Origin of the sequence: Rhizobacter sp. Root1221 (assembly GCF_001425785.1) — a bacterium.
Lineage (GTDB): Bacteria > Pseudomonadota > Gammaproteobacteria > Burkholderiales > Burkholderiaceae_C > Rhizobacter.
On the sequence record NZ_LMDI01000034.1, the window covers coordinates 276,666 to 296,718 of the forward strand.

Genomic DNA, 20,053 nt, shown 5'->3' on the forward strand with positions numbered 1-20,053 from the left:
GTGTGAGGCTGGCGGAGGGCGGGCGGATCGGCCGGTCAGGCCAACAGGTCGAGCGTGTTGAACGCCGAGGCGTGGGGCAGCACGGTGCTGATGACTTCGGGCTGCGCGCCGAACCAGCGCGCGAGCGAGGCCGACAGCTGGTCGGACGACATCGTCGGAATCCACCGGCCGCTGCCGGTGTCGTCGGGGCCGTTCAGCGTGTGGTTCGGGAGCGTGCCGAGCACCTGGCCGCCCTTGACCGCGCCACCCACCACGAACTGGTGGCTGCCCCAGCCGTGGTCGGAGCCCTGGCCGTTGGACGCGAACGTGCGGCCGAAGTCGGAGGCCGAGAACAGCGTGACCCCGTCGGCCACGCCCATGTCCACGGTGGATTGGTAGAAGGCCGAGACGGCCTGGCTGATCTCGCCGAACAGGCGGTTCTGCTGCTGCATCTGGTCGTCCCCGTGGGTGTCGAACCCACCGATGGACACGAAAAACACCTGGCGCTTGAGGCCGAGGCTCGTGCGGGCCGAGATGAGCTTGGCCACCGTATTGAGCTGGCGGCCGAGGTCGCTGTTCGGGAACGCGGTGCCCACGGTGGACGACTTCAGCGCCGTGCTGAGCACCTGCTGCATGTCGATCGAACGGCCCATGGTGCTGAGCCAGGCCTGCTGGAACAGGTGGGGGCGCTGGTCCGCGAGCGTTTGCTGGATCGCCAGCGTCAGCGGGTCGGTGGTGCTGCCGGCCTTGTAGAAATCAAAGCCGAAGTTGCCCGACGATGACATCTTGTACGCGAGCAGGCTGCTGTCGCCCGTTTCCCAGAGGTTGCCGCCGGCCAGCGAGATGCACGCGTAGCCGCGGTTCACGCTGCCTTCGGCGATCAGGCGTTCCATCATGCGGCCGCCCCAGCCCGTCTTGCCCATCGTGTCGTAGAGGGCGCTCTGCCAGGCGTCTTGCTGGTCGGAGTGCGAGAACAGGCCCTGCGGCAGCGGCACCGAGCGGGCATTCCACTGGGCCTTCGTGGTGGGGGCGATCAGCGGACCGACGTTCGCGATCACCGCCATCTTCTGCTGCGTGTACAGGTTCGCGAGGCCAGTCATGGCCGGGTGCAGCCCGTAGCGCGACGGGTCGGTGGTGCCCGCGGCCACCGGCGTGGTGGTCAGCGGCAGCAGCTGGTTCTGCTGCAGCGCGAGGTTCGTGCGGCCGGTGCGGTACAGCGCGTACTCGGTGGCGTCGCGTGGCACGACCATGTTGTTGGCGTCGTTGCCGCCGTACATGAACAGGCACACCATGGCCTTGTAGTCGGAGCCGGTGGTGGTCTGCGCAAACGCGGTCAGGGGGGCCAGCAGGTGCGACGCGGCGCCGATGGCACCGGTGGCGCCCATCATCTTGAGCAGCGTGCGCCGCGCCGGGTCGGGCAGGTGCGGCATCAGGTCGGATGTGCCGAGCGGGTAGGCGTCGGCGCAGTGGCGGTGGGTCTTCTTGTTGTTCATGGTCGCGCCTGCTCAGGTCTGGATCACGTGGTCGGGGGACAGCGACGTGACGATCAGCGCGGCCTTCACGCGGCGCTTCGGGTCGTTGGCCGGGATGGCCGCCAGCATCGTGGCCAGGCGCTGGCGGGTGGACGCGCTCATCTGCCCGTTGAAGAACATCAGGTCGAGGTGGGCGATGAGTGCGGCCGGGTCGGCCGCGAGTGCCTGCAGTGCGGTGTAGTCGACGCGCAGCCGGGTGCCGCCGCTGCCGAACCCTTCGCTGTTGATGAACCGGGCGAAGAAGTTCAGACCGCCAACGAGGGTGGTTTCCGTGGTGATCTGGAACTCGGGTGCCACGAGGCCCAGGTCCATGATGGGGCCCGCCTGCGTGAAGTCGGGCTTGAAGAAGTTGAACACCGTGGGCGACAGCATCGGGCTCTGGCCGAGCGAGTTGTCCGAGCCGTCCAGTTCGTGGATGTCGTTGAGCCCGCTGCTGCTGGTGGCGTTGAGGCCGCGCAGGAAGTTGGCGAACCGCAGCACCGGTTCGCGCTGCTTGCCAAAGCGGCCGTTGGCGCCGAGTGCCGGGTCGCGTGCCTCGGGATGCAACAGGATGGCCCGCACCACCGCACGCAGGTTGCCGCGCGTGCCGGCACCGTCGTTGTTGAACACCGACGACACGGCGCTCAGGTACGACGCGCTCGGGTTGCTGGTCACCAGCCGCTGGATCAGCTGGCGGCAGATGAACGGCGCCACGTTCGGGTGGTTGAAGATGTTGTCGATGGCCACCTCGAGGTCGGCCTCGGGGGTGCCTCCGGCGGGCAGCACGAAGCTGTCCAGCAGCAGCTTGTCGCCGGTCGAGTGGTACTCGGGGTACGACTTCAACGGTTCGAACCAGTTGGCCTCGACATTGACGTCGATGTCGTGGAAGTTGCGGCCCTTCGGGGACGACCAACCGGTGAAGGCCTGTGCGAATCCCTTTACCACGTCCTCGTCGTACGTGGGCACCGGCGTGCCGTTGGCATCGCGCAGCACGCTGCCGTCAGGGCTCAGGCGCACGAGGCCGATCGAGAACAGCTGCAGGATCTCCCGCGCGTAGTTTTCGTTCGGCCGGATGCCCTTTTTGGTGTTTTCCTTCTCGCTGCCGATCATGTTGAGGTAGTACCCCATCGTCGGGTGCAGCGTGACGTCGTGCAGCAGCGTGCGGAAGTTGCCGAAGGCCTCGCGGTACAGCAGGTCCATGTAGGCAGCCATGCCGAACGGGCTCAGCGCGCCCGAGCTGTTCGACACCACGAAGATCTGGCTCAGCGCAAACGCCACGCGGCTGCGCAGCTGGTCGTCGCCCTGCAGCCAGTGCAGCCAGATGGCCTCGTAGGCCATGTCGTCGGTGACGCGGTTGTCGTCGCGCGTGATGCGGCGCCAGTCGAGGTAGCTGAAGTGCAGCATCGCCGGCGCGTTGAACTGGTCCCAGAGCCAGCGGTCGTAGCCGCGGTCGCGCACCTTCTCGATGTCGTCGGCCGAGCGGGGGCCGAACGTGGCCTGCGACATGAACCGTGCGGCGTCCACCTGGGTGGGTGTGGTGCTGGACGCTGCGGGTTCGTCACCGCCGGAGCCGGGCAGGTTGCGTTGCTCGATGGTGCCGGTGGGACCCATGGGGTCTCGCATGCCACCACCGCCGCAGGCCGCGAGCGCCGCTGCGCTGGCAATGGCCGTGACGACGCCCGCGAGGGCCGTGCTGTCGGCTCGCCCGGCCTCTGGGGCCGGTGCGGCGGAGTGTGGAACCATGGTGTGGGTCTCGTTGTCGTTGTGTTGGGACGGCGCAGGCGCGCAGGCCTTCCCTGGAGGCCTGCCGCGATTTCATCCCGCCCGTCGCGGGCTGGATGTGGCAGGTTGTTACGCGGTGTATGGCGGGGTCTCGGGTGGCGCCAGGCCGGCGTGCCCGGCGCGGACCCCGGGCGGCATCTGGTGCCCCGCAGAACGTGACCGAGTTGGCACGGCCGCTGACGCCTCGGCGTTGCCGCAGGTTTCGCCTCGATGCGTCTGCTTACGACGAGTGGTGGGCAACCAACGCGCCGCAAAGGCTTGTCACGTGTTTGACGAGCCGTGGTGGGGCTCCGGCGCGCTTCGCCCGTAAGCTGCGCCGCAGTCGGCCGTTGGGGAATGGCCGCCACATTCGAACCTCAGGAGAAGAACGATGCAACGCAATTCCACCACCCGTGCCGTGCTGCGTGCCGCCGCCGTCGTGATCGCGCTGGCCGCGGCCGCCGGTGCGCAGGCCCAGGTCAGCTTCTCGAAGCCCTACCTCGGCGGCAGCGTCGGTGACACCGACCTTGGCACCGGCATCCGCCTGTTCGGCGGCGGTTCGCTGACCAACATCTTCGGCATCGAAGGCCAGATCGCCAGCTACGGTTCCAACAAGTACCAGAACGGCGCCTACACGTACAAGGACTCCGCCTGGACTGCCGGCGCCTACGGCACCGCGTCGTTCCCGGTCGCCACCTCGCTGTCGGTGTTCGGCAAGCTCGGCGCGCACTACTTCAAGATGAAGCAGACCGGCCCGGGCCGCTCGTACTCCGACGGCTCCGTCGAACTCGGCATCGGCGCCGGCGTCAAGTGGCAGTTCGTGCCACAGGCCGCGCTGCGGGCGGACTTCGAGAACATCGGAGGCTCGGGTGGCGACATGATCTCGATTGGCCTCCAATTCAGTTTGGATTGAGCCCCCTACGGCGCTTCGCGCCGGTCCCCCCATGGGGGAGCCCACGGTCGCCCGGGGACCCGGGCTCGGTGGTAGCTTGATCTGTCGCTCGCTGCGCTTGGCTCCCCTGGCGCACGCGCTTCGGGGCGTTGCTCGCTTCGCTCGCTCGCCCAATACCACCTTGTTGTTCGGGCGACGGCCGGGACCCATTGGGCCGGTGGGCCCCGACTTTCGTCGGGGTGACCAGAGAACCAGCCGATGCGCAGCGAGGCCAAGCGGGCCGGCACCCTTGATGCGCGGGATAGGTAACGGTGCCGCTGGAGACAGTGGTCGCGCGGGGGATTGGCCACTCGAAGCCCCCGAGCAAAGTTCCGGGAAGCTGGTGTTCAGGCGTTTCTCTTTGACTCCTTCTCTCTTTCCGCCGGGAAAGAGAAAGGAGTTCGGCTGCCGGGCCGAGACCCGGCGCGGCCTCGCCAGAGAGAAAACCCAACTCGCAGCGCGCAGTGGACCCGCACCGGGAGGGGAGGTCAGGGAGTGAACAACCCCTGATGCAGCTCCCGCAGCGCCTTCTTCTGCACCTTCCCCATCGCATTGCGTGGCAGGTCGGCGGTGACAACCACGTGTTTGGGCACCTTGAAGTTCGCAAGGTGTGACTTCACGGCGGCGATGAGGGTAGGGCCGTCAAGGGTGGCGCCCGGTCTCGGCACCACCACGGCGACCACGGCTTCGCCGAAGTCGGGGTGGGGCACGCCGATGACGGCGCTTTCCTGCACGCCAGGCAGGTCGTCGAGGGTGGCTTCCACCTCGGCTGGGTAGACGTTGAAGCCGCCGGTGATGACGAGGTCCTTCGCCCGGCCCACGATATGCACGTAGCCGTCGGTGTCGATGTGGCCCACGTCGCCGGTGCGGAACCAGCCGTCGGCGGTGAATTCCTCCTTCGTCTTTTCCGCCAGGCGCCAGTAGCCGGCGAAGACGTTCGGGCCGCGCACCTCGATGCCCCCGTTGCCGCTGTCGGTGTCGGGTGAGGCGATGCGCAGGTCCACGCCGGGCAGCGGGCGGCCCACGGTGCCGCCGCGGCGTTCGCCCTGGGCGGCGTCGTACGGGTTCGACGTCAGCATCACGGTCTCGCTCATGCCGTAGCGCTCGAGGATCGTGTGGCCGGTGCGCTGTTGCCATGCCCGGAACGTTTCGGGCAGCAGCGGGGCCGACCCCGAGACGAACAGGCGCATGGTGCGGCAGGCCTCGGGCGTGAGCCCGGGTTCGGCCAGCAGCCGCACGTACATCGTGGGCACCCCCATGAACACCGTGGCACCGGGCAACCGCGCAAGCACCCGTGCCGGCTCGAAACGGTCGAACCAGACCATGGGGCTGCCGTTCAGCAGCGCGCCATGGCACGCCACGAGCAGGCCGTGGATGTGGAAGATGGGCAGCACATGCACCAGCACGTCGTCCGGGCGCCATCCCCAGAACGTTTTCAGCGTGCGGGCGTTGCTCAGCATGTTGCCGTGCGTCAACATGGCCCCCTTGCTGCGGCCGGTGGTGCCGCTGGTGTACAGGATCACCGCGAGGTCGCTGGCTGCCCGCTGCACGACCGTGTGCTCGTCGGCATGGAACGAGGCGCGCTCCAGCAGGCTGCCGGTGCGGTCGGTGTCCAGCGTGAACACGTGGCCACAGCCATGGGTGAACGCCAGTTTGCTGACCCAGCCGAAGTTGGCGCCGGAACACACCACCACGGCCGGCTCGGCGTCCCGCAGGAAGTGGGTCATCTCGCCGGCCTGGTACGCCGGGTTCAGCGGCAGGTACACGAGGCCGGCCCGTTGCACCGCCAGGTAGAGCATCAGGGCCTCAACCGACTTGTCCACGTGCGCGGCGACACGGCTGCCGGCCGGCAGGTCGAGGTTCGCGAACAGGTTGGCGAGGCGCGCGGTGGCGCGGTCGAGGTCGCGCCAGCTGTATCGCAGCGGGATGTCGCCGGCCGTTTCGATGGCCAGGGTGTCCAGGTCGGCCGGAAAGGCGTCGCGCAGGGCGGCAAACAGGTTGTCGTTCGTCATCATCCCGCCATTTTGCATACGCCTGTTGCGGCCCCGTGTGTCGCCGAGGCGACGATGACCCTGTTGCGAACGCGCTGGCCGCTTGCCTTGGGGGATGCGCGTTCTATGCTTGGCTCACGCCTTGGCCGACCGGCGCCAATGGCAGAGGAGCCTGAACCATGGACCACACCCTCGAAGGGATGGACGAAGTCAAGGGCACGGTGCTCTACATCGAAGATCAAGAAATCAACCAGGTGCTGATGGAAGCCCAGTTGGCGGGGCTTCCGGGCATCCGGCTGATCAAGGCCACCACAGGTGCCGATGGGGTGCGGCTTGCCCGTTCTGAAAAGCCCGATCTGGTGCTGCTCGACATGCACCTCCCCGATTTCGGCGGGCTCGAGGTGGTGCGCGAACTGATGATCGAGATCTCGGATGGCCTCAAGGTGGCGCTGCTGACGGCCGATGCGCTGTCGATGGACATCATCAAGGCCATGAGCCTCGGGGCGTACGAATATTGGGTGAAGCCGGTCGACCGCGCCCACCTGATGTCGGGACTCCGCCGGGCGCTCGTGGGCGGCCAGGCCGACCCGCGGCACCGCCTGCCGCGCCGCGAGGTGGGCAGCAGCAAGCTTTAGGGCCTTGATCCCCAAGCTGAGGGACGGGCCCCCCGGGATCGGGGGCCTTGCGGGTGGCCAGGAGGCGCAGTGCCCGCCTAAAGTGGAGGCAGTGTGTTGTCCCGCCGCTTCCTGGTCCATGCCGTTGTCCTCCCGAATTGCCGCGTTCCTGGTCGCCTGCCTGCTGCTGGGCACGGGTGCTGCACGCGCGCAGGCCGAGGCGGACCCCGAGCCGGTGCCCATCCAGAAGCCCGCCGTCGAGAACTTCCTGGCCAAGCTGATCCGGGACGAGGCCGCGCAGTATGAAAACGGTGAGGGGGTGCCGCGCGATGGGGCCCGTGCCGCCGCGCTGTACTGCCAGGCCGCCCGCATGGGTGACGCCCAGTCCCAGTACAACCTCGGCTGGATGTACAGCCACGGCCGCGGCGTGGAACGCAGCGACGCCACGGCCGCGTTTTTCTTCCACGCCGCGGCCGAGCAGGGCCTGCCGCAGGCCATCCGCATGCTGACCACCGTGGGCGGGCCCAGCGCCGACCTGCCCGAGTGCATGCTGCCCGCGGTTCCGGGCGCCACGGTGGTGGCGCAGGGGCGCTCGGGCGTGCCGGCCGTGCCGCTGTCGGTGCCAGCCAACGCGCCTGCCCACATCGTCGAACTCGTCAAGGCCACCGCGGCCGAGATGAAGGTGCAGCCGCAGCTGGTGCTGGCCATCATCGAGGCGGAGTCGAACTTCAACGCCGCGGCGCTGTCACCCAAGAACGCCCGGGGCCTGATGCAACTGATCCCCGAAACGGCCGCCCGGTTCAACGTGACCCGGCCGTACGACCCGGCCCAGAACATCCGCGGCGGGGTGTCGTACCTGCGCTGGCTGCTCGCGTACTTCCAGGGCGACGTGGCGCTGGTGGCCGCCGCCTACAACGCGGGCGAAGGGGCCGTGAACCGCTACCGCGGGGTGCCGCCGTATGCCGAGACGCTGGCCTACGTGGCGCGCATCCTGCGCCGGGTGGGGGCCACCGACGTCCCGTTCGACGGCGCGGCCACCGCCGTGTCGCCGCAGATGCGGGCCATCCGTGCCGCGCGCCGGTGAGGCCTGTTCCTTTCCGAACGAGCTTCGAACCGCCCTGTCACCTGACAGACCTGACAGGTTGTCGCCGGGGCCGGGTGACGGCACACTGGAACCTGCTCAGGGAGAAGGGCGCCATGGACAGGGTTCACCGCATGGCCGCAGTCACCGTGGCGGTCCTGGCGTCCGCCACGGTGGTTAGCGCTTCCTCTTCGTCTCGTTCCGGTCCTGTGCCGGTGTAGCCGCCGCTTGGGGTCTGCCCCTGATTGTTCCCCGCGCCCCAGCGGGCAAAATCGCCGGCACACGCATGCGCATGCGCACACCCCGAGGAGACTCCCGATGAAATGGATGCGTTTCCGCCATGGCGGACGCGACACCCTGGGCCTGCTGGACGGCGACCAGGTGGTGGTGCACACCGGGAACCTCTTCGAGGCGCCCCAGCCCACCGGCGAGCGCCTGCCGGCCAGCGGCATCGAGTGGCTCATCCCCTGCCAGCCCGGCAAGATGATCGGCCTGTGGAACAACTTCAACGCGGCGGCCGAAAAGAACGGCTGGACGCGCCCCGCCGAACCGCTGTACTTCCTGAAGGCCGGCAGCTGCTTCGCAGCCCATGGCCAGCCCATCCGCCCGCCCGCGCACTACGACGGCCGCGTGGCGTACGAAGGTGAACTGGCCATCGTGATCGGGCGCACCGCGTCGGCGGTGACGGTGGCCGACGCACCGGCCCACATCTTCGGCTACACCTGCGCCAACGACGTGACCGCCATCGAGCTGCTCGCCCGCGACCCGAGTTTCCCGCAGTGGGCCCGGGCCAAGGGGTTCGACACGTTCGGCGTGTTCGGCCCGGTGATCGAGACCCGGGTCGACCTGGCCACCGCGTCGGTTCGCACCCGCGTGGGCGGGCGCGAGCGCCAGAACTACCCGCTGTCGGACATGACATTCGGCCCGGCCGAGCTGGTGTCGCTGATCTCGCGCGACATGACGCTGCAGCCGGGTGACGTGATCCTCTGTGGCACGTCGCTCGGGGTGCTGCCCATGAAACCCGGCACCACCGTCGAGGTGGAGATCGATGGCATCGGGGTGCTGGCCAACACCTACGGCGTGGCTGCCTGACGCCGCCGGCCGGTGTCAGGCCGGCTGGATGGCGAGGCGCCCGCGCTGTTCGCCGAGCGTCTTGGCGAGCAGCTGGGTGGTGGCGTAGATGGCCTCGATGGTGGGGGTGGGCACGCCGGTGATGCGGCCCAGTTCCACCACGCTGCCCACGAGCGCTTCCAGTTCAAGGGCGCGCCCGTTTTCCACGTCCTGCAGCATCGAGGTCTTGTGGGCGCCCACGGCTTCCGCGCCGGCGATGCGCTTGTCGAGCGAGATCTTGAATTCCACGCCGAGCCGCTCGCCCACGGCCTGGGCCTCGCGCATCATGGCCGCGGCCAGCGCGCGCGACGCGGGGAAGCGGCAGATGTCCTCGAGCGTGGCGTGGGTCAGGGCGCTGAGGGGGTTGAAGCTCAGGTTGCCCCACAGCTTCACCCAGATCTCGGCGCGGATGTCCTTCGACACCGGCGACTTGAATCCGGCCTTCATCATGGTGGCGGCCAGCTGTTCGATGCGCGGGCTCCGTGTGCCGTCGGGTTCACCCAGCGTGAAGCGGTTGCCCTCGATGACCTTCACCACGCCGGGTTCCACCAGCTCGGCGGCGGGGTACACCACGCTGCCGATCACCCGTTCGGGTTCGATGAACGACGCGATCACGCCGCCCGGGTCCACGCTTTCCAGGCGCTGGCCCTCGTGGGGCCCGGCCAGCTTGTTGAAGTACCACCACGGCACGCCGTTGATCATCGTGACCACCGTGGTGTCGGGGCCGAAGAGGGCGCGCAGTTCCGGCAGCACGTCCTTGACCTGGTGGGATTTCAGCGTGAGCAGCACCACGTCCTGGCGGCCCGCGGCCGCCATGTCCTGCACCGCGCGCACGGCGGTGGCGTGCTGTTCGCGGCCGTCCTCGCCGATCAGGCGGAAGCCGTTGGCGTTGATGGCCGCCAGGTTGCGGTTGCGGGCGATGAACGTGACGTCCTCGCCGGCCAGCGACAGGCGGGCGCCGAGGAAGCCGCCAATGGCGCCAGCGCCGACCACGGCAATCTTCATGATGCGTTTCCTTGCGCGGGGGCCGACAGCGACGGGCGCTTCAGCCACGATTTCAGGGTTCCGAACAGCGGCCAGCCCAGCATCAAGAGTGCCAGGCCCACGATGCCGCCGACGAGCCCGTTGCTCCAGAAGATCGACAGGCTGCCCTGCGACAGCAGCATCGACTGGCGGAAGCTCGCCTCCGCCATGTCGCCCAGCACCAGTGCGAGCACCAGCGGAGCCAGAGGGTAGCGCAACTTCTTGAACAGGTACCCCACGACACCGAACACCAGCATCATCGCCACGTCGAACATCGAGCTGTGCACCGTGTACGCGCCGATGGCGCAGATCACCACGATGACCGGCGCGATCACCGAAAACGGAATGCGCAGCATGGCGGCCCAGAACGGCACGGTGGTCAGCACCACCAGCAGCCCCACGATGTTGCCCAGGTACATCGACGCGATCAGGCCCCAGACGAAGTCCTTCTGCTCCACGAACAGCATGGGGCCGGGCTGCAGGCCCCAGATCAGCAAGCCCCCCAGCAGCACCGCGGCGGTGGGCGAGCCGGGGATGCCGAGCGTCAGCATGGGCAGCAGCGCCGACGTGCCGGCCGCGTGGGCCGCCGTCTCGGGCGCGAGCACGCCTTCGATCTGGCCCTTGCCGAACGTGTCGGGGTCCTTCGACATGCGCCGCGCGATGCCGTAGCTCATGAACGAGGCCGGGGTGGCGCCGCCGGGGGTGATACCCATCCAGCAGCCGATGGCGGTGGACCGCAGGAACGTCAGCCAGTACCTCGGCAACGTCTTCCACGTGGCCCACACCACACGCGGATCGATCCTGGCGTGCTTGCCCTTGAACGCGAGGCCTTCCTCCATGGTCAGCAGGATCTCGCCGATGCCGAACAGGCCGATCACCGCGATCAGGAAGTCGAAGCCCTTCAGCAGCACCGGGAAGCCGTACGTCATGCGCAATTGGCCGGTGACGCTGTCCATGCCCACCGAGGCGAGCGCGAAACCGAGCATCATCGACGCGATCACCTTGGCCGGAGGTTCCTTGCTCATGCCCACGAAGCTGCAGAACGTGAGCAACTGCACCGCGAAGAATTCGGCGGGGCCGAAGCGGATGGCGAATTTCGCGAGCAGCGGTGCGAGGAACGTGATCAGCAGCACCGCGAACAGCGCGCCCACGAACGACGACGTGAATGCTGCCGTCAGCGCCTGCGCGGCGCGGCCCTGCTGGGCCATCGGGTACCCGTCGAACGTGGTGGCCACCGACCACGGTTCCCCGGGGATGTTGAACAGGATCGACGTGATGGCTCCGCCGAACAGCGCGCCCCAGTAGATGCACGACAGCATGATGATGGCCGTCGTGGGGTTCATCGACAGTGTCAGTGGCAGCAGGATCGCGATGCCGTTGGCGCCGCCCAGGCCCGGCAGCACCCCGATCAGCACGCCGAGCGTGATGCCCACGAGCATGAAGCCGATGTTCGGCAGGGTCAGCGCGACGCTGAACCCGTGCATGAGGTTGGAGATTTCGTCCATCACATCCCCAACAGGTTCTCGAGCGGGCCCTTGGGGAGCAGCACGAGGAACCAGCGCTCGAACACGAGGTACACCACCAGCGGCACCGCCGCCGACACGAGGCCCGTCACCGGCCAGCCGTACTTCCCGTGCCGCCGCATGAAGTAGCCGATCAGCGTGAACGACGACACGTAGATGCCGAGGAGCCAGATGGCGCCCACGTAGACGGTCATCGGCACCAGCACGGCCAGCACGCGGCCGAGCTGGGTGCGGTCGGCGAACACCGGGTTCTCGCCGCGCCAGCGCAGCAGCGTCTTCACCAGCACCGTGCCGCTCGACAGCAGCAGCAACACACCGATGTAGAAGGGGAAGTAGCCGGACTGCGGACCGTCGTCGGCCCAGCCGTTGCCGACCCTCAGGCTGTCCACGATCACGAGGGCCGCGGCCCCCACGAGCGCGGCGGACACGATGGCCTCCGGCCAGCGGCTGCCCACGGTGGGCGAGGACTTGTCGTTCATGCACGTCTCCCTGCAGCCGCCGCGAAGCGGGGCCGCATCAACCAACAGGGGCCGAAGGCGGGGCTGGGCCCCCGGCGTCACTTCGCCAGGAAACCGGCTTCCTTCATCAGCTCGCGGTGCAACTGCTCGTTCTTGCCGAGCCAGTCCACGTACTCGGGGCCGGCCAGGGCGGTCTGCTTGAACGCGCCCTTTTCCATGAAGTCCTTCCACTCGGGCAGGGCACGGATCTTCTTGAACAGGTCGAGGTAGTACGCGACCTGGTCGGGCGCGACGCCGGGCGGCATGAAAATGCCTCGCAGCATCAGGTAGTCGACCGGCAGGCCGGCGGAGGCGCACGTGGGCACGTCCTGCCAGGATTGCGAGGCGGTCAGCTTGACCGGGTACGGCATCTTGTCCTTGTCCATCACGCACAGCGCACGCAGCTTGCCGGCGCGCCAGTGGGACTCGGCCTCGATGGGGTTGTTGACGGTGGAGTCGATGTGCTTGCCCACGAGTTGCACCGCCACGTCGCCGCCGCCCTTGAACGGCACGTAGGTAATCTTCTTGCCGGCGGCCTTCTGCAGCAGCACGGTGATGATCTGGTCCTCCTGCTTCGAGCCGGTGCCGCCCATCTTGAGCGTGTTGTCGGGCTGGGCCTTCGCGGCGTCGAGGTAGGCCTTGGCCGACTTGTACGGCGACTCCTCGTTCACCCACAGCACGAACTGGTCGAGTGCGAGCATGGACACGGGCGTGAGGTCGCGCCAATTGAACGGCACGCCAGTGGCGAGCGGCGTGGTGAAGAGGTTGGAGAGCGTGATGACGATCTTGTGCGGGTTGCCCTTGTCGCCCTTGACGTCGAGGAACCCTTCCGCGCCGGCACCCCCCGACTTGTTGACGACCACGATGGGCTGCGACGTCAGCTTGTGCTTGGCCGCCACCCCCTGGATGAACCGGGCCATCTGGTCGGCCCCGCCGCCGGTTCCCGCCGGCACGATGAACTCGATGGGCTTGGTGGGTTCCCAGGCGAACGCGGCAGGGGCCAGCGTGACGTTCGTGAAAACGGCGGCGGCGGCGGCGCCTAGGGCGGTGCGGCTTTTCATGGTCTTCCTCTCCTGAGTCCAGTGATGACTAAACCGGTGGGGCGTGCAACGCCCGCGGCACCTCTGCCGGGTGCTCTGCTGTTGTGTGCGGCGGGCTCAGAGCCCGAGCTTCTGGGCGAGCCCGATGCGCTGCAGCTTGCCTGTGGCGCCCTTCGGGATCTCGTCCATGAACAGGATCTTCTTCGGCACCTTGAACTCGGCGGCACGCTGGCCCACGAAGTCCTGGAGCTCGCGTTCGGTGGCGGCCTGGCCTTCCTTGAGCACCACCACCGCGGCCACTTCTTCCCCGAGTTTCGGGTGGGGCATCGCGAAGCAGACCACCTGCGAAACGGCGGTGTGGTCCATCAGGATTTCATCGACCTCGCGCGGGCTGATCTTCTCGCCGCCGCGGTTGATGATTTCCTTCAGGCGGCCAGTGAGGCTCACGTAGCCGTCGCTGTCCTTCGTGCCCTGGTCGCCGGTGCGGAACCAGCCGTCGAGGAACCCTTCGGCGTTGGCCTTGGGGTTGTTCTCGTAGCCGGCCGTGACGTTCGGGCCGCGGATGACGATCTCGCCGATCTCGCCTGCGGCCAGCAGCTGGCCGCCCTCGCCCATGATGGCCACTTCGGGGCCGGCGGGCAGTCCCACCGTGCCGGGCTTGCGGGCCAGCGGTGGCAGCGGGTTCGATGCCATCTGGTGCGTGGCCTCGGTCATGCCGTAGGCCTCGATCAGCGGGGCCTTGAAGATGGCCTCGAGTTCGCGGATCACCTGCGGCGGCATCGACGACGACGACGAGCGCAGGAACCGCAGCGGGTTGCGCGCGATGGTCTCGGCATTGCCCTTGGCACGGCCGACGATGGCCTGGTGCATGGTGGGCACCGCCGTGTACCAGGTGGGCCTGGCCTCGTCCATCCAGCCGAAGAACTTCAGCGCGTTGAAGCCCGGGGTGCAGAACACCTGCGAGCCGGCCGACAGCGGCGCCAGCACCCCGGCGATCAGGCCGTGGATGTGGAACAGCGGCATGATGTTCAGGCCCGTGTCGGCGGGCGTGAGGTGCAGCGTGGTGCGGATGTTGGTGGCCGAGGCCACCAGGTTGCCCACCGACAGCGGCACGATCTTCGGCCGCGACGTGGTGCCCGACGTGTGCAGCACCATGCCGATGTCACCGGCCTCGCTGTACCCGCCCCGGGCCGCTGCCGTGGCCGCCGTGGCCTCGCGCGGCGACAGCGTGAAGCTGCCGGCCGGCGCGCCGTGGGCCACCACCAGGTTCACCACCCGCACGCCGAGCCTTGTTGCCACGTCGATCGCGGGCGACGTGCTGCCGGCCTCGACGATCAGCACCTTGGCGTTCAGGTCGGTCAGGTAGAACTCGAACTCGTCGGCGCGGTAGGCCGGGTTCAGCGGAGCGCTGGTGGTGCCGGAGGCGGCGGCCATGTAGCAGGTGGCCATCTCGGGGCCGTTGTTCAGCACGATGGCCACGCGGTCGTTGCGGCCCACGCCCAGCCCGTTGAGGCTGGCCAGCGTGCCGGCGATCAGGTCGCGGAGCGCGCGGTACGTGAGCGGCGGGCGCGAAGGCGCGGAGATGGCGACGTCGTTGTCGGCACCGGCGGACAGCAGCTGCTGGAGCGTGGATGTCATCACAATATCTTCCCTGAGATCGGGCCGCGCTGCATTGGCGTGGCCTCGGTGTGGAGAGGGTCAGCGCCGGATTATGGGTGGCCCGTGCCGCGCCGCGGGCCTGTGAATTCCCTGATGGCGCGCTGCGCCATGGTCACAACCCGAGCCACGTGCCGATGGCCAGCATCTCGGCCTCGCCGTACGGCGCGAAGCCCTTGTACTTCGTGGTTTCGAGTTTCTTCTTGCCTTCGTCGGTGGTGTCGAGGGACACGAGGTAATCGCGCACTTTCTGCACCTGCTCGGCCGTCAGGCTCGGGGCCGCGATGATGTGCTTGATGGGCACCGGACGCGACTTCGCGAGCACCCGGCCCCCCTTGCCTTCCCAGCCCTTGATGACACTGCCCGCGGCCGTGGCGCCGGACGGCGTGAAGTTGTTGTCCACCATGAACGGCACGGCGTCCTGGTAGCGGGTGTAGATGTACGTCACCTTGTCGGCGCCACCCAGCGCGTCTCGCAGCGTGGCACGCACCATCCACGACGTGATCGAGTCTTCGTCGGGGGCGCCGATCTTCTTGTCCTTGAGGTCGGCGAGTGACTTCAGCGGCGAATCGGGCTTCACGAGGAAGTTGGCGCTGTAGGCCTCGTATCCCTTCGTGATGGCCACGAGGCGGTAGCCCGAACCCTTGATGGCCTGGATGGACACGTGGGCCGGGTGCACCATGGCGAGGTCGTACGAGTTCGCGGCGAGGCCCTTGCGCAACACCGGGTACGACCCGACCGGTTCGATCGTGACCGGCTGCTTGAGCAGCTTGCCCAGGTCGGCCGCGATCGCTGCGTACTTCGCGGCGATCTCGTCGTTCGTGACCCGATAGGTCACGCCTTCATTGACGGCGAATACCAGCGCGTGGCTTGACGAAGAAGCCCCGAGCGCCAGCATCACCACCGCCCCCCAATGTTTCAGCTTTGTTCTCATGCTGCTTTTTTCCGGTGTGATGGGGCGAGAGACTAAGGCGTTGGCGTTTGGGAAACGGCCGGTTTTTGTGTCCGTTTGCATCCTAGGGGGGGCGGCACGGCAGAGGGAAGGGGCCTTCCCGGTTCGGCCTGGCAACACCTGATTTGATTAATGCAATTAATCGTGTGGCGGGCGCGTTCGGATGCCGTTGCCTGCGGGGGTTGCAGGGGGGTGTCAGTTGCCGTCGGCTCTTCGGTGGACGGTCAACTAGGGGGAATCCCTCCTGTTTGTCGAAAAGTAATTAAGTAAATTAACTAGATTGCGAATCCGACCATGAACGAATCCATCCGACATGAAGCGCTGCGGGACGATCCCGGCCTTTTGCGCACCGGGCACCCGATCAGCGGCAGGGCGGCCAAGGGGCGCGTACGCGCGTGCCTCGACGGGCGTGCCGCCAAGGTTCGTCAATCATGAGCGGGCCTGTTCGCGAGGTGCGCGTCGGCGGCTGCCCTTCGTTGATCGCGGACAGGCATCCAGGCGGCATCATCCGGCTGCGATCCGCCGAACCACTGGAGCCCTGTCCGCCGCGCTTGGCCGACCGGTTCGCGCATTGGGCCCGCGAGGCTCCGGACCGGATCTTCGTGGCCAAGCGCCGGGATGGCGGCGACTGGCAGCGCATCTCGTACGCGCAGATGCTCGACCGCATCCAGTGCGTTGGCCAGGCGCTGCTGCGGCGCGGCCTCTCGGTGGCGCGCCCGATCGCGATTCTCTCGGACAACGACCTGGAGCACCTGACGCTCGCCATGGCTGCGATGTGGATCGGCATTCCGTACGTGCCGGTGTCGCCTGCCTATTCGCTGCTGTCCATCGACCATGCGAAGCTGCGTCACATCCTCGCGGTGACGACGCCGGGCCTGGTGTTCGCCAGCGACCCGGCCTACGCCCGCGCGATCCAGGCCGTGGCCGCACCCGATGTCGACGTGGTGCTGACCGAAGGCTCGATCGAGGGTCGTGCAACCACGCCGTTCAGCGCGTTGCTCGATCACGCGCCCGGCGAGGAGGTCGCGGCCGCGCATGCCGCCACCGGACCCGACACGATCGTCAAGTTCCTCTTCACCTCCGGTTCGACGAAGGACCCGAAGGGCGTGATCAACACGAACCGGATGATGTGCGCGAACCAGCAGATGCTGCGCCAGTGCCTCGCCTTCCTGGCAGACGAGCCGCCGGTGCTCGTGGACTGGCTGCCTTGGAACCACACTTTCGGCGGCAACCACAACGTTGGCATCACCTTGTACAACGGCGGCACGCTGTACATCGACGAGGGCAAGCCCACGCCCAACGGCATGGCCGAAACGCTGCGCAACCTGCGCGAGATCTCGCCCACGATCTACTTCAACGTGCCCAAGGGCTTCGAGGAGCTCTCGCTCGCGATGGACCACGACGACGCGCTGCGCGAATCGCTCTTCGCCCGTGTCAAGGCCTTCATGTTCGCGGGCGCAAGCCTCGCACAGCCCGTGTGGGATCGGCTCGACCGCCACGGCGAGCGCACCATCGGCCAGCGCGTCCGCGTCATCACCGGCCTTGGCATGACCGAGACGGCGCCAAGCTGCACCTTCGCGGTTGGCACTGACGTCAAGGCCGGGTGGATCGGCCTGCCGGCACCGGGTGTCGAGGTCAAACTCGTGCCGCTTGGCGACAAGACCGAGATCCGCTTTCGCGGCCCCAACGTGATGCCAGGCTACTGGCGCGCGCCCGAGCAAACCGCCGAGGCCTTCGACGACGAGGGATTCTTCTGCAGCGGCGACGCGGTCACCTTCGTCGATCCTGCCGACCCTGGCCAGGGCCTGGTGTTCGACGGCCGCCTCGGGGAGGACTTCAAACTCTCCAGCGGCACCTTCGTCAGCGTCGGGACCATGCGCGCGAAGGTGCTGGCCCTGGGCTCGCCGCTGGTGCAGGACTCGGCGGTGGCCGGGATCAACCGCGATGACATCAGTCTGCTGGTCTTTCCGCGCATCCACGAGTGCCGCAGGTTCGCCGGTCTTCGCGCCGACACCGCCGCGGCCGACGTGCTGGCCCATCCTCTGGTGCGAGCGTTCTTCCAGCAGCTTGTCGATCGCCTCTGGCGCGAAGGCACCGGCAGCGCGAACCGTGTCGCGCGTGCGCACGTGCTTGTCGAACCGCTGTCGGTGGAGCACAACGAGATGACCGACAAGGGATCGGTCAACCAACGCGCCGTGCTCAAGCAGCGTGCGGCCATCGTCGATGCGCTCTACGGCGGCACGGACCCCCACGCCATCTTGCCGCGAACCAAGGACACACCATGAACATCGACGGACGTTTCCCACGCGCCTCGGCGGCGCCGCGCGGATCCATTGCCACTACCAACCAGCTTCCTCAGGAGAGTTTCATGTTGAACAGGCGTCAATTCGTCACCGCAACGGGCGTTGTCACGCTCGGCTGGCCCGCTTTCGCATCTGCGCAGCCGCTCGATGCGGCCAAGATTCTTTGCGGCTTCCCTGCTGGCGGCACCACTGACGGGGTGTCGCGCCGCGTGGCGGAGAAGCTGCAAAGCGGCGGCTACGCCAAGGTGGCGCTGGTGGACAACAGGGCGGGCGCGGGTGGCCGCATCGTGGTGGAGGAGCTCAAGCGCAGCCCGGCAGACGGCTCGGCGATGCTGCTCACGCCTACGGGCGTCGTCACGCTGTACCCGCACATCTACGACAAGCTCGCCTATCGCATCGAAGATGTCACGCCGGTCAGCACGGCCTGCCGCACCGTGTTCGGGTTCGGCGTGGGCCCGGCGGTGCCCGAGTCGGTGAAGACACTGAAAGACTATCTGGCCTGGGCCAAGGCCAACCCGGGTGGTGCGAGCTACGGTTCGCCCGGCGCAGGAACGCCGCCGCATTTTCTCGGCGCACTGCTGGCCAAGGAATCGGGCATCGACCTGCGCCATGTGCCGTACCGCGGTTCGGCCCCGGGCATCCAGGACCTGCTCGGCGGACAGGTGGGTGCCATGACCTCGCCGATCGGCGACTTCCTGCCCTACCTCAAAAGCGGCAGGTTGCGCCTGCTGGCCACCTCCGGCACGGCGCGGTCGAAGTTCTCGCCCGACGTGCAGACCTATGCCGAGCAGGGCTTCGCGAACCTCACGATGAGCGAGTGGTACGCCTTCTTCCTGCCCGCCAAGGCGTCACCCGAGGTCGCGCAGCGATCCGCGGCGGCGATTCGCGCTGCAGTCATGTCGCCCGATGTGGTCGAGGCCTTCGCGCAGACGGGCTTCGAGGCGGGCGCCTGCACGCCTGCCGAGCTGGCCAAGATTGTGAAGGACGACAACACGTCGTGGGGGGCGATCGTCAAGAAGGTCGGCTTCACTTCCGAGAACTGACCGAGGGGCGGGCACTGGCTGCATGAAGGGCTGACATGGACATCGAGAAGCTCATCGCGATCGACACCCACACGCACCTCGAGGTGTCCTGCCGCAATCCGTTCGACAACTATGGCGAGGACTACGACCGCGCGGCCGACAAGTACTTCCGGTCGAACCGCCGGCCGACGATGCAGGAGACCATCGATTTCTACCGCGAGAAGCGGATCGGCTTCGTCAACTTCACCGTCGACGCCGAGACGCAGATGGGCCGGCGCCGCATTCCCAACGAGGAGATCGCCGAGGCGGCGCAGCAGAACAGCGACATCATGATCGCGTTCGGCAGCATCGACCCGCACAAGGGGAAGATGGGCGCGCGCGAGGCCCGCAAGCTGGTCGAGGAGTATGGCGTCAAGGGGTTCAAGTTTCACCCGACGGTGCAGGGCTTCGAGCCGGCCGACAAGATGGCCTGGCCCTTGTACGAGGTGATCAACGAACACCATCTGCCGGCCGTGTTCCACAGTGGGCACTCCGGCATCGGCAGCGGCATGCGCTGCGGTGGCGGGCTGCGGCTGCAGAACTCCAACCCGATGATGCTGGAGGATGTGGCCATCGCCTTTCCCGACATGCAGATCGTCATTGCCCACCCGTCCTGGCCGTGGCAGGACGAAGCGCTATCGCTCGCGATGCACAAGCCCAACATCTGGATCGACCTGTCGGGATGGAGTCCGAAGTACTTTCCGCCGCAGCTCGTGCAGTACGCGAACACGCTGCTGAAGGATCGCATCCTGTTCGGCAGTGATTTTCCGATGATCACGCCCGACCGCTGGCTGAAGGACTTCGAGGAGGCCGGGTTTCGCGACGACGTGAAGCCGCTGATCCTCAAGCGCAACGCGAGCCGCTTGTTGAAGCTCGACGGCGCGGCTCCCGCTGGAGCGCCCAGGGAGCTGGCCGGGCCGCCCGGTCCGGCCCGGCTTGCCAGTGACGCATAGCCCAGCTTCCAGTTCCCGCAGCGCAAACGCACCCGTTCACCGCCACCTGGCAATTCAACCCGCACAC

Annotated in this window: 17 protein-coding genes; 8 read left to right on the top strand and 9 right to left on the bottom strand. The window is 67.6% G+C overall.

Annotated features, from left to right (window positions below; genetic code table 11):
• Positions 1–35: 35 nt before the first annotated feature.
• Together ASC87_RS22250 and ASC87_RS22255 are read right to left on the bottom strand one after the other, a co-directional pair.
• Positions 36–1,472 carry a DUF1501 domain-containing protein gene (locus tag ASC87_RS22250; protein ID WP_056667542.1) on the bottom strand — a complete coding sequence of 479 codons (1,437 nt, stop codon included), beginning with the start codon at positions 1,470–1,472 and terminating at the stop codon, positions 36–38.
• 12 nt (positions 1,473–1,484) lie between these two features.
• A complete protein-coding gene (locus ASC87_RS22255) occupies positions 1,485–3,233 on the bottom strand; it encodes a DUF1800 family protein (protein ID WP_056667550.1) in 1,749 nt (582 codons plus the stop codon).
• A gap of 409 nt (positions 3,234–3,642) precedes the next feature.
• Here ASC87_RS22255 and ASC87_RS22260 point away from each other — a divergent pair, with 409 nt between their 5' ends.
• Positions 3,643–4,164 carry a porin family protein gene (locus ASC87_RS22260; protein WP_056667552.1) on the top strand — a complete coding sequence of 174 codons (522 nt, stop codon included), beginning with the start codon at positions 3,643–3,645 and terminating at the stop codon, positions 4,162–4,164.
• A 506-nt stretch (positions 4,165–4,670) separates the two neighbouring features.
• Here ASC87_RS22260 and ASC87_RS22265 read toward each other — a convergent pair.
• On the bottom strand, positions 4,671–6,194 hold the full coding sequence (locus ASC87_RS22265) for a malonyl-CoA synthase (protein WP_056667689.1): 1,524 nt from the start codon (positions 6,192–6,194) through the stop codon (positions 4,671–4,673).
• 158 nt (positions 6,195–6,352) lie between these two features.
• Here ASC87_RS22265 and ASC87_RS22270 point away from each other — a divergent pair, with 158 nt between their 5' ends.
• The 3 genes from ASC87_RS22270 to ASC87_RS22280 all read left to right on the top strand — a co-directional run bounded on the left by ASC87_RS22270 (position 6,353) and on the right by ASC87_RS22280 (position 8,960).
• Positions 6,353–6,808, top strand: a complete 456-nt coding sequence (locus tag ASC87_RS22270) for a response regulator (RefSeq protein ID WP_082568839.1) — start codon at positions 6,353–6,355, stop codon at positions 6,806–6,808.
• 118 nt (positions 6,809–6,926) lie between these two features.
• Positions 6,927–7,871 carry a transglycosylase SLT domain-containing protein gene (locus ASC87_RS22275; protein WP_056667555.1) on the top strand — a complete coding sequence of 315 codons (945 nt, stop codon included), beginning with the start codon at positions 6,927–6,929 and terminating at the stop codon, positions 7,869–7,871.
• 315 nt (positions 7,872–8,186) lie between these two features.
• The gene (locus ASC87_RS22280; protein ID WP_056667559.1) at positions 8,187–8,960 is read left to right on the top strand and encodes a fumarylacetoacetate hydrolase family protein; all 774 of its coding nucleotides are present in this window, start codon (positions 8,187–8,189) and stop codon (positions 8,958–8,960) included.
• A gap of 15 nt (positions 8,961–8,975) precedes the next feature.
• Here ASC87_RS22280 and ASC87_RS22285 read toward each other — a convergent pair whose 3' ends face one another.
• The 6 genes from ASC87_RS22285 to ASC87_RS22310 form a co-directional block, all read right to left on the bottom strand.
• A complete protein-coding gene (locus ASC87_RS22285) occupies positions 8,976–9,983 on the bottom strand; it encodes a 2-dehydropantoate 2-reductase (RefSeq protein ID WP_056667561.1) in 1,008 nt (335 codons plus the stop codon).
• Positions 9,980–11,506: a tripartite tricarboxylate transporter permease gene (locus ASC87_RS22290; RefSeq protein WP_056667564.1), complete on the bottom strand. Its 1,527-nt coding sequence runs from the start codon at positions 11,504–11,506 to the stop codon at positions 9,980–9,982. Before ASC87_RS22290 ends, ASC87_RS22285 begins: the two co-directional genes overlap by 4 nt.
• A complete protein-coding gene (locus ASC87_RS22295; RefSeq protein WP_056667567.1) occupies positions 11,506–12,003 on the bottom strand; it encodes a tripartite tricarboxylate transporter TctB family protein in 498 nt (165 codons plus the stop codon). The genes ASC87_RS22290 and ASC87_RS22295 overlap by 1 nt, the downstream gene beginning before the upstream one ends.
• A 77-nt stretch (positions 12,004–12,080) precedes the next feature.
• The gene (locus ASC87_RS22300) at positions 12,081–13,082 is read right to left on the bottom strand and encodes a tripartite tricarboxylate transporter substrate binding protein (protein WP_056667570.1); all 1,002 of its coding nucleotides are present in this window, start codon (positions 13,080–13,082) and stop codon (positions 12,081–12,083) included.
• Between the two features lie 96 nt (positions 13,083–13,178).
• Entirely contained in the window at positions 13,179–14,699 is a 1,521-nt protein-coding gene (locus ASC87_RS22305) for an acyl--CoA ligase (RefSeq protein WP_056667573.1), read from the bottom strand.
• A 133-nt stretch (positions 14,700–14,832) separates the two neighbouring features.
• Positions 14,833–15,651, bottom strand: coding sequence for a phosphate/phosphite/phosphonate ABC transporter substrate-binding protein (locus ASC87_RS22310; protein ID WP_056667576.1), 819 nt, complete (start codon positions 15,649–15,651; stop codon positions 14,833–14,835).
• A 312-nt stretch (positions 15,652–15,963) separates the two neighbouring features.
• Here ASC87_RS22310 and ASC87_RS32075 point away from each other — a divergent pair, with 312 nt between their 5' ends.
• From ASC87_RS32075 to ASC87_RS22325, 4 genes are all read left to right on the top strand, one after another.
• Positions 15,964–16,104 (top strand): hypothetical protein, encoded by a 141-nt coding sequence (locus ASC87_RS32075; protein ID WP_157604209.1) that lies wholly within the window; start codon positions 15,964–15,966, stop codon positions 16,102–16,104.
• A complete protein-coding gene (locus tag ASC87_RS22315) occupies positions 16,101–17,954 on the top strand; it encodes a feruloyl-CoA synthase (RefSeq protein WP_082568840.1) in 1,854 nt (617 codons plus the stop codon). The genes ASC87_RS32075 and ASC87_RS22315 overlap by 4 nt, the downstream gene beginning before the upstream one ends.
• 83 nt (positions 17,955–18,037) lie before the next feature.
• Complete coding sequence (locus ASC87_RS22320) at positions 18,038–19,015, top strand: Bug family tripartite tricarboxylate transporter substrate binding protein (RefSeq protein ID WP_056667582.1); 978 nt, start codon at positions 18,038–18,040, stop codon at positions 19,013–19,015.
• 35 nt (positions 19,016–19,050) lie between these two features.
• Entirely contained in the window at positions 19,051–19,986 is a 936-nt protein-coding gene (locus ASC87_RS22325) for an amidohydrolase family protein (protein WP_056667585.1), read from the top strand.
• Positions 19,987–20,053: the final 67 nt, after the last annotated feature.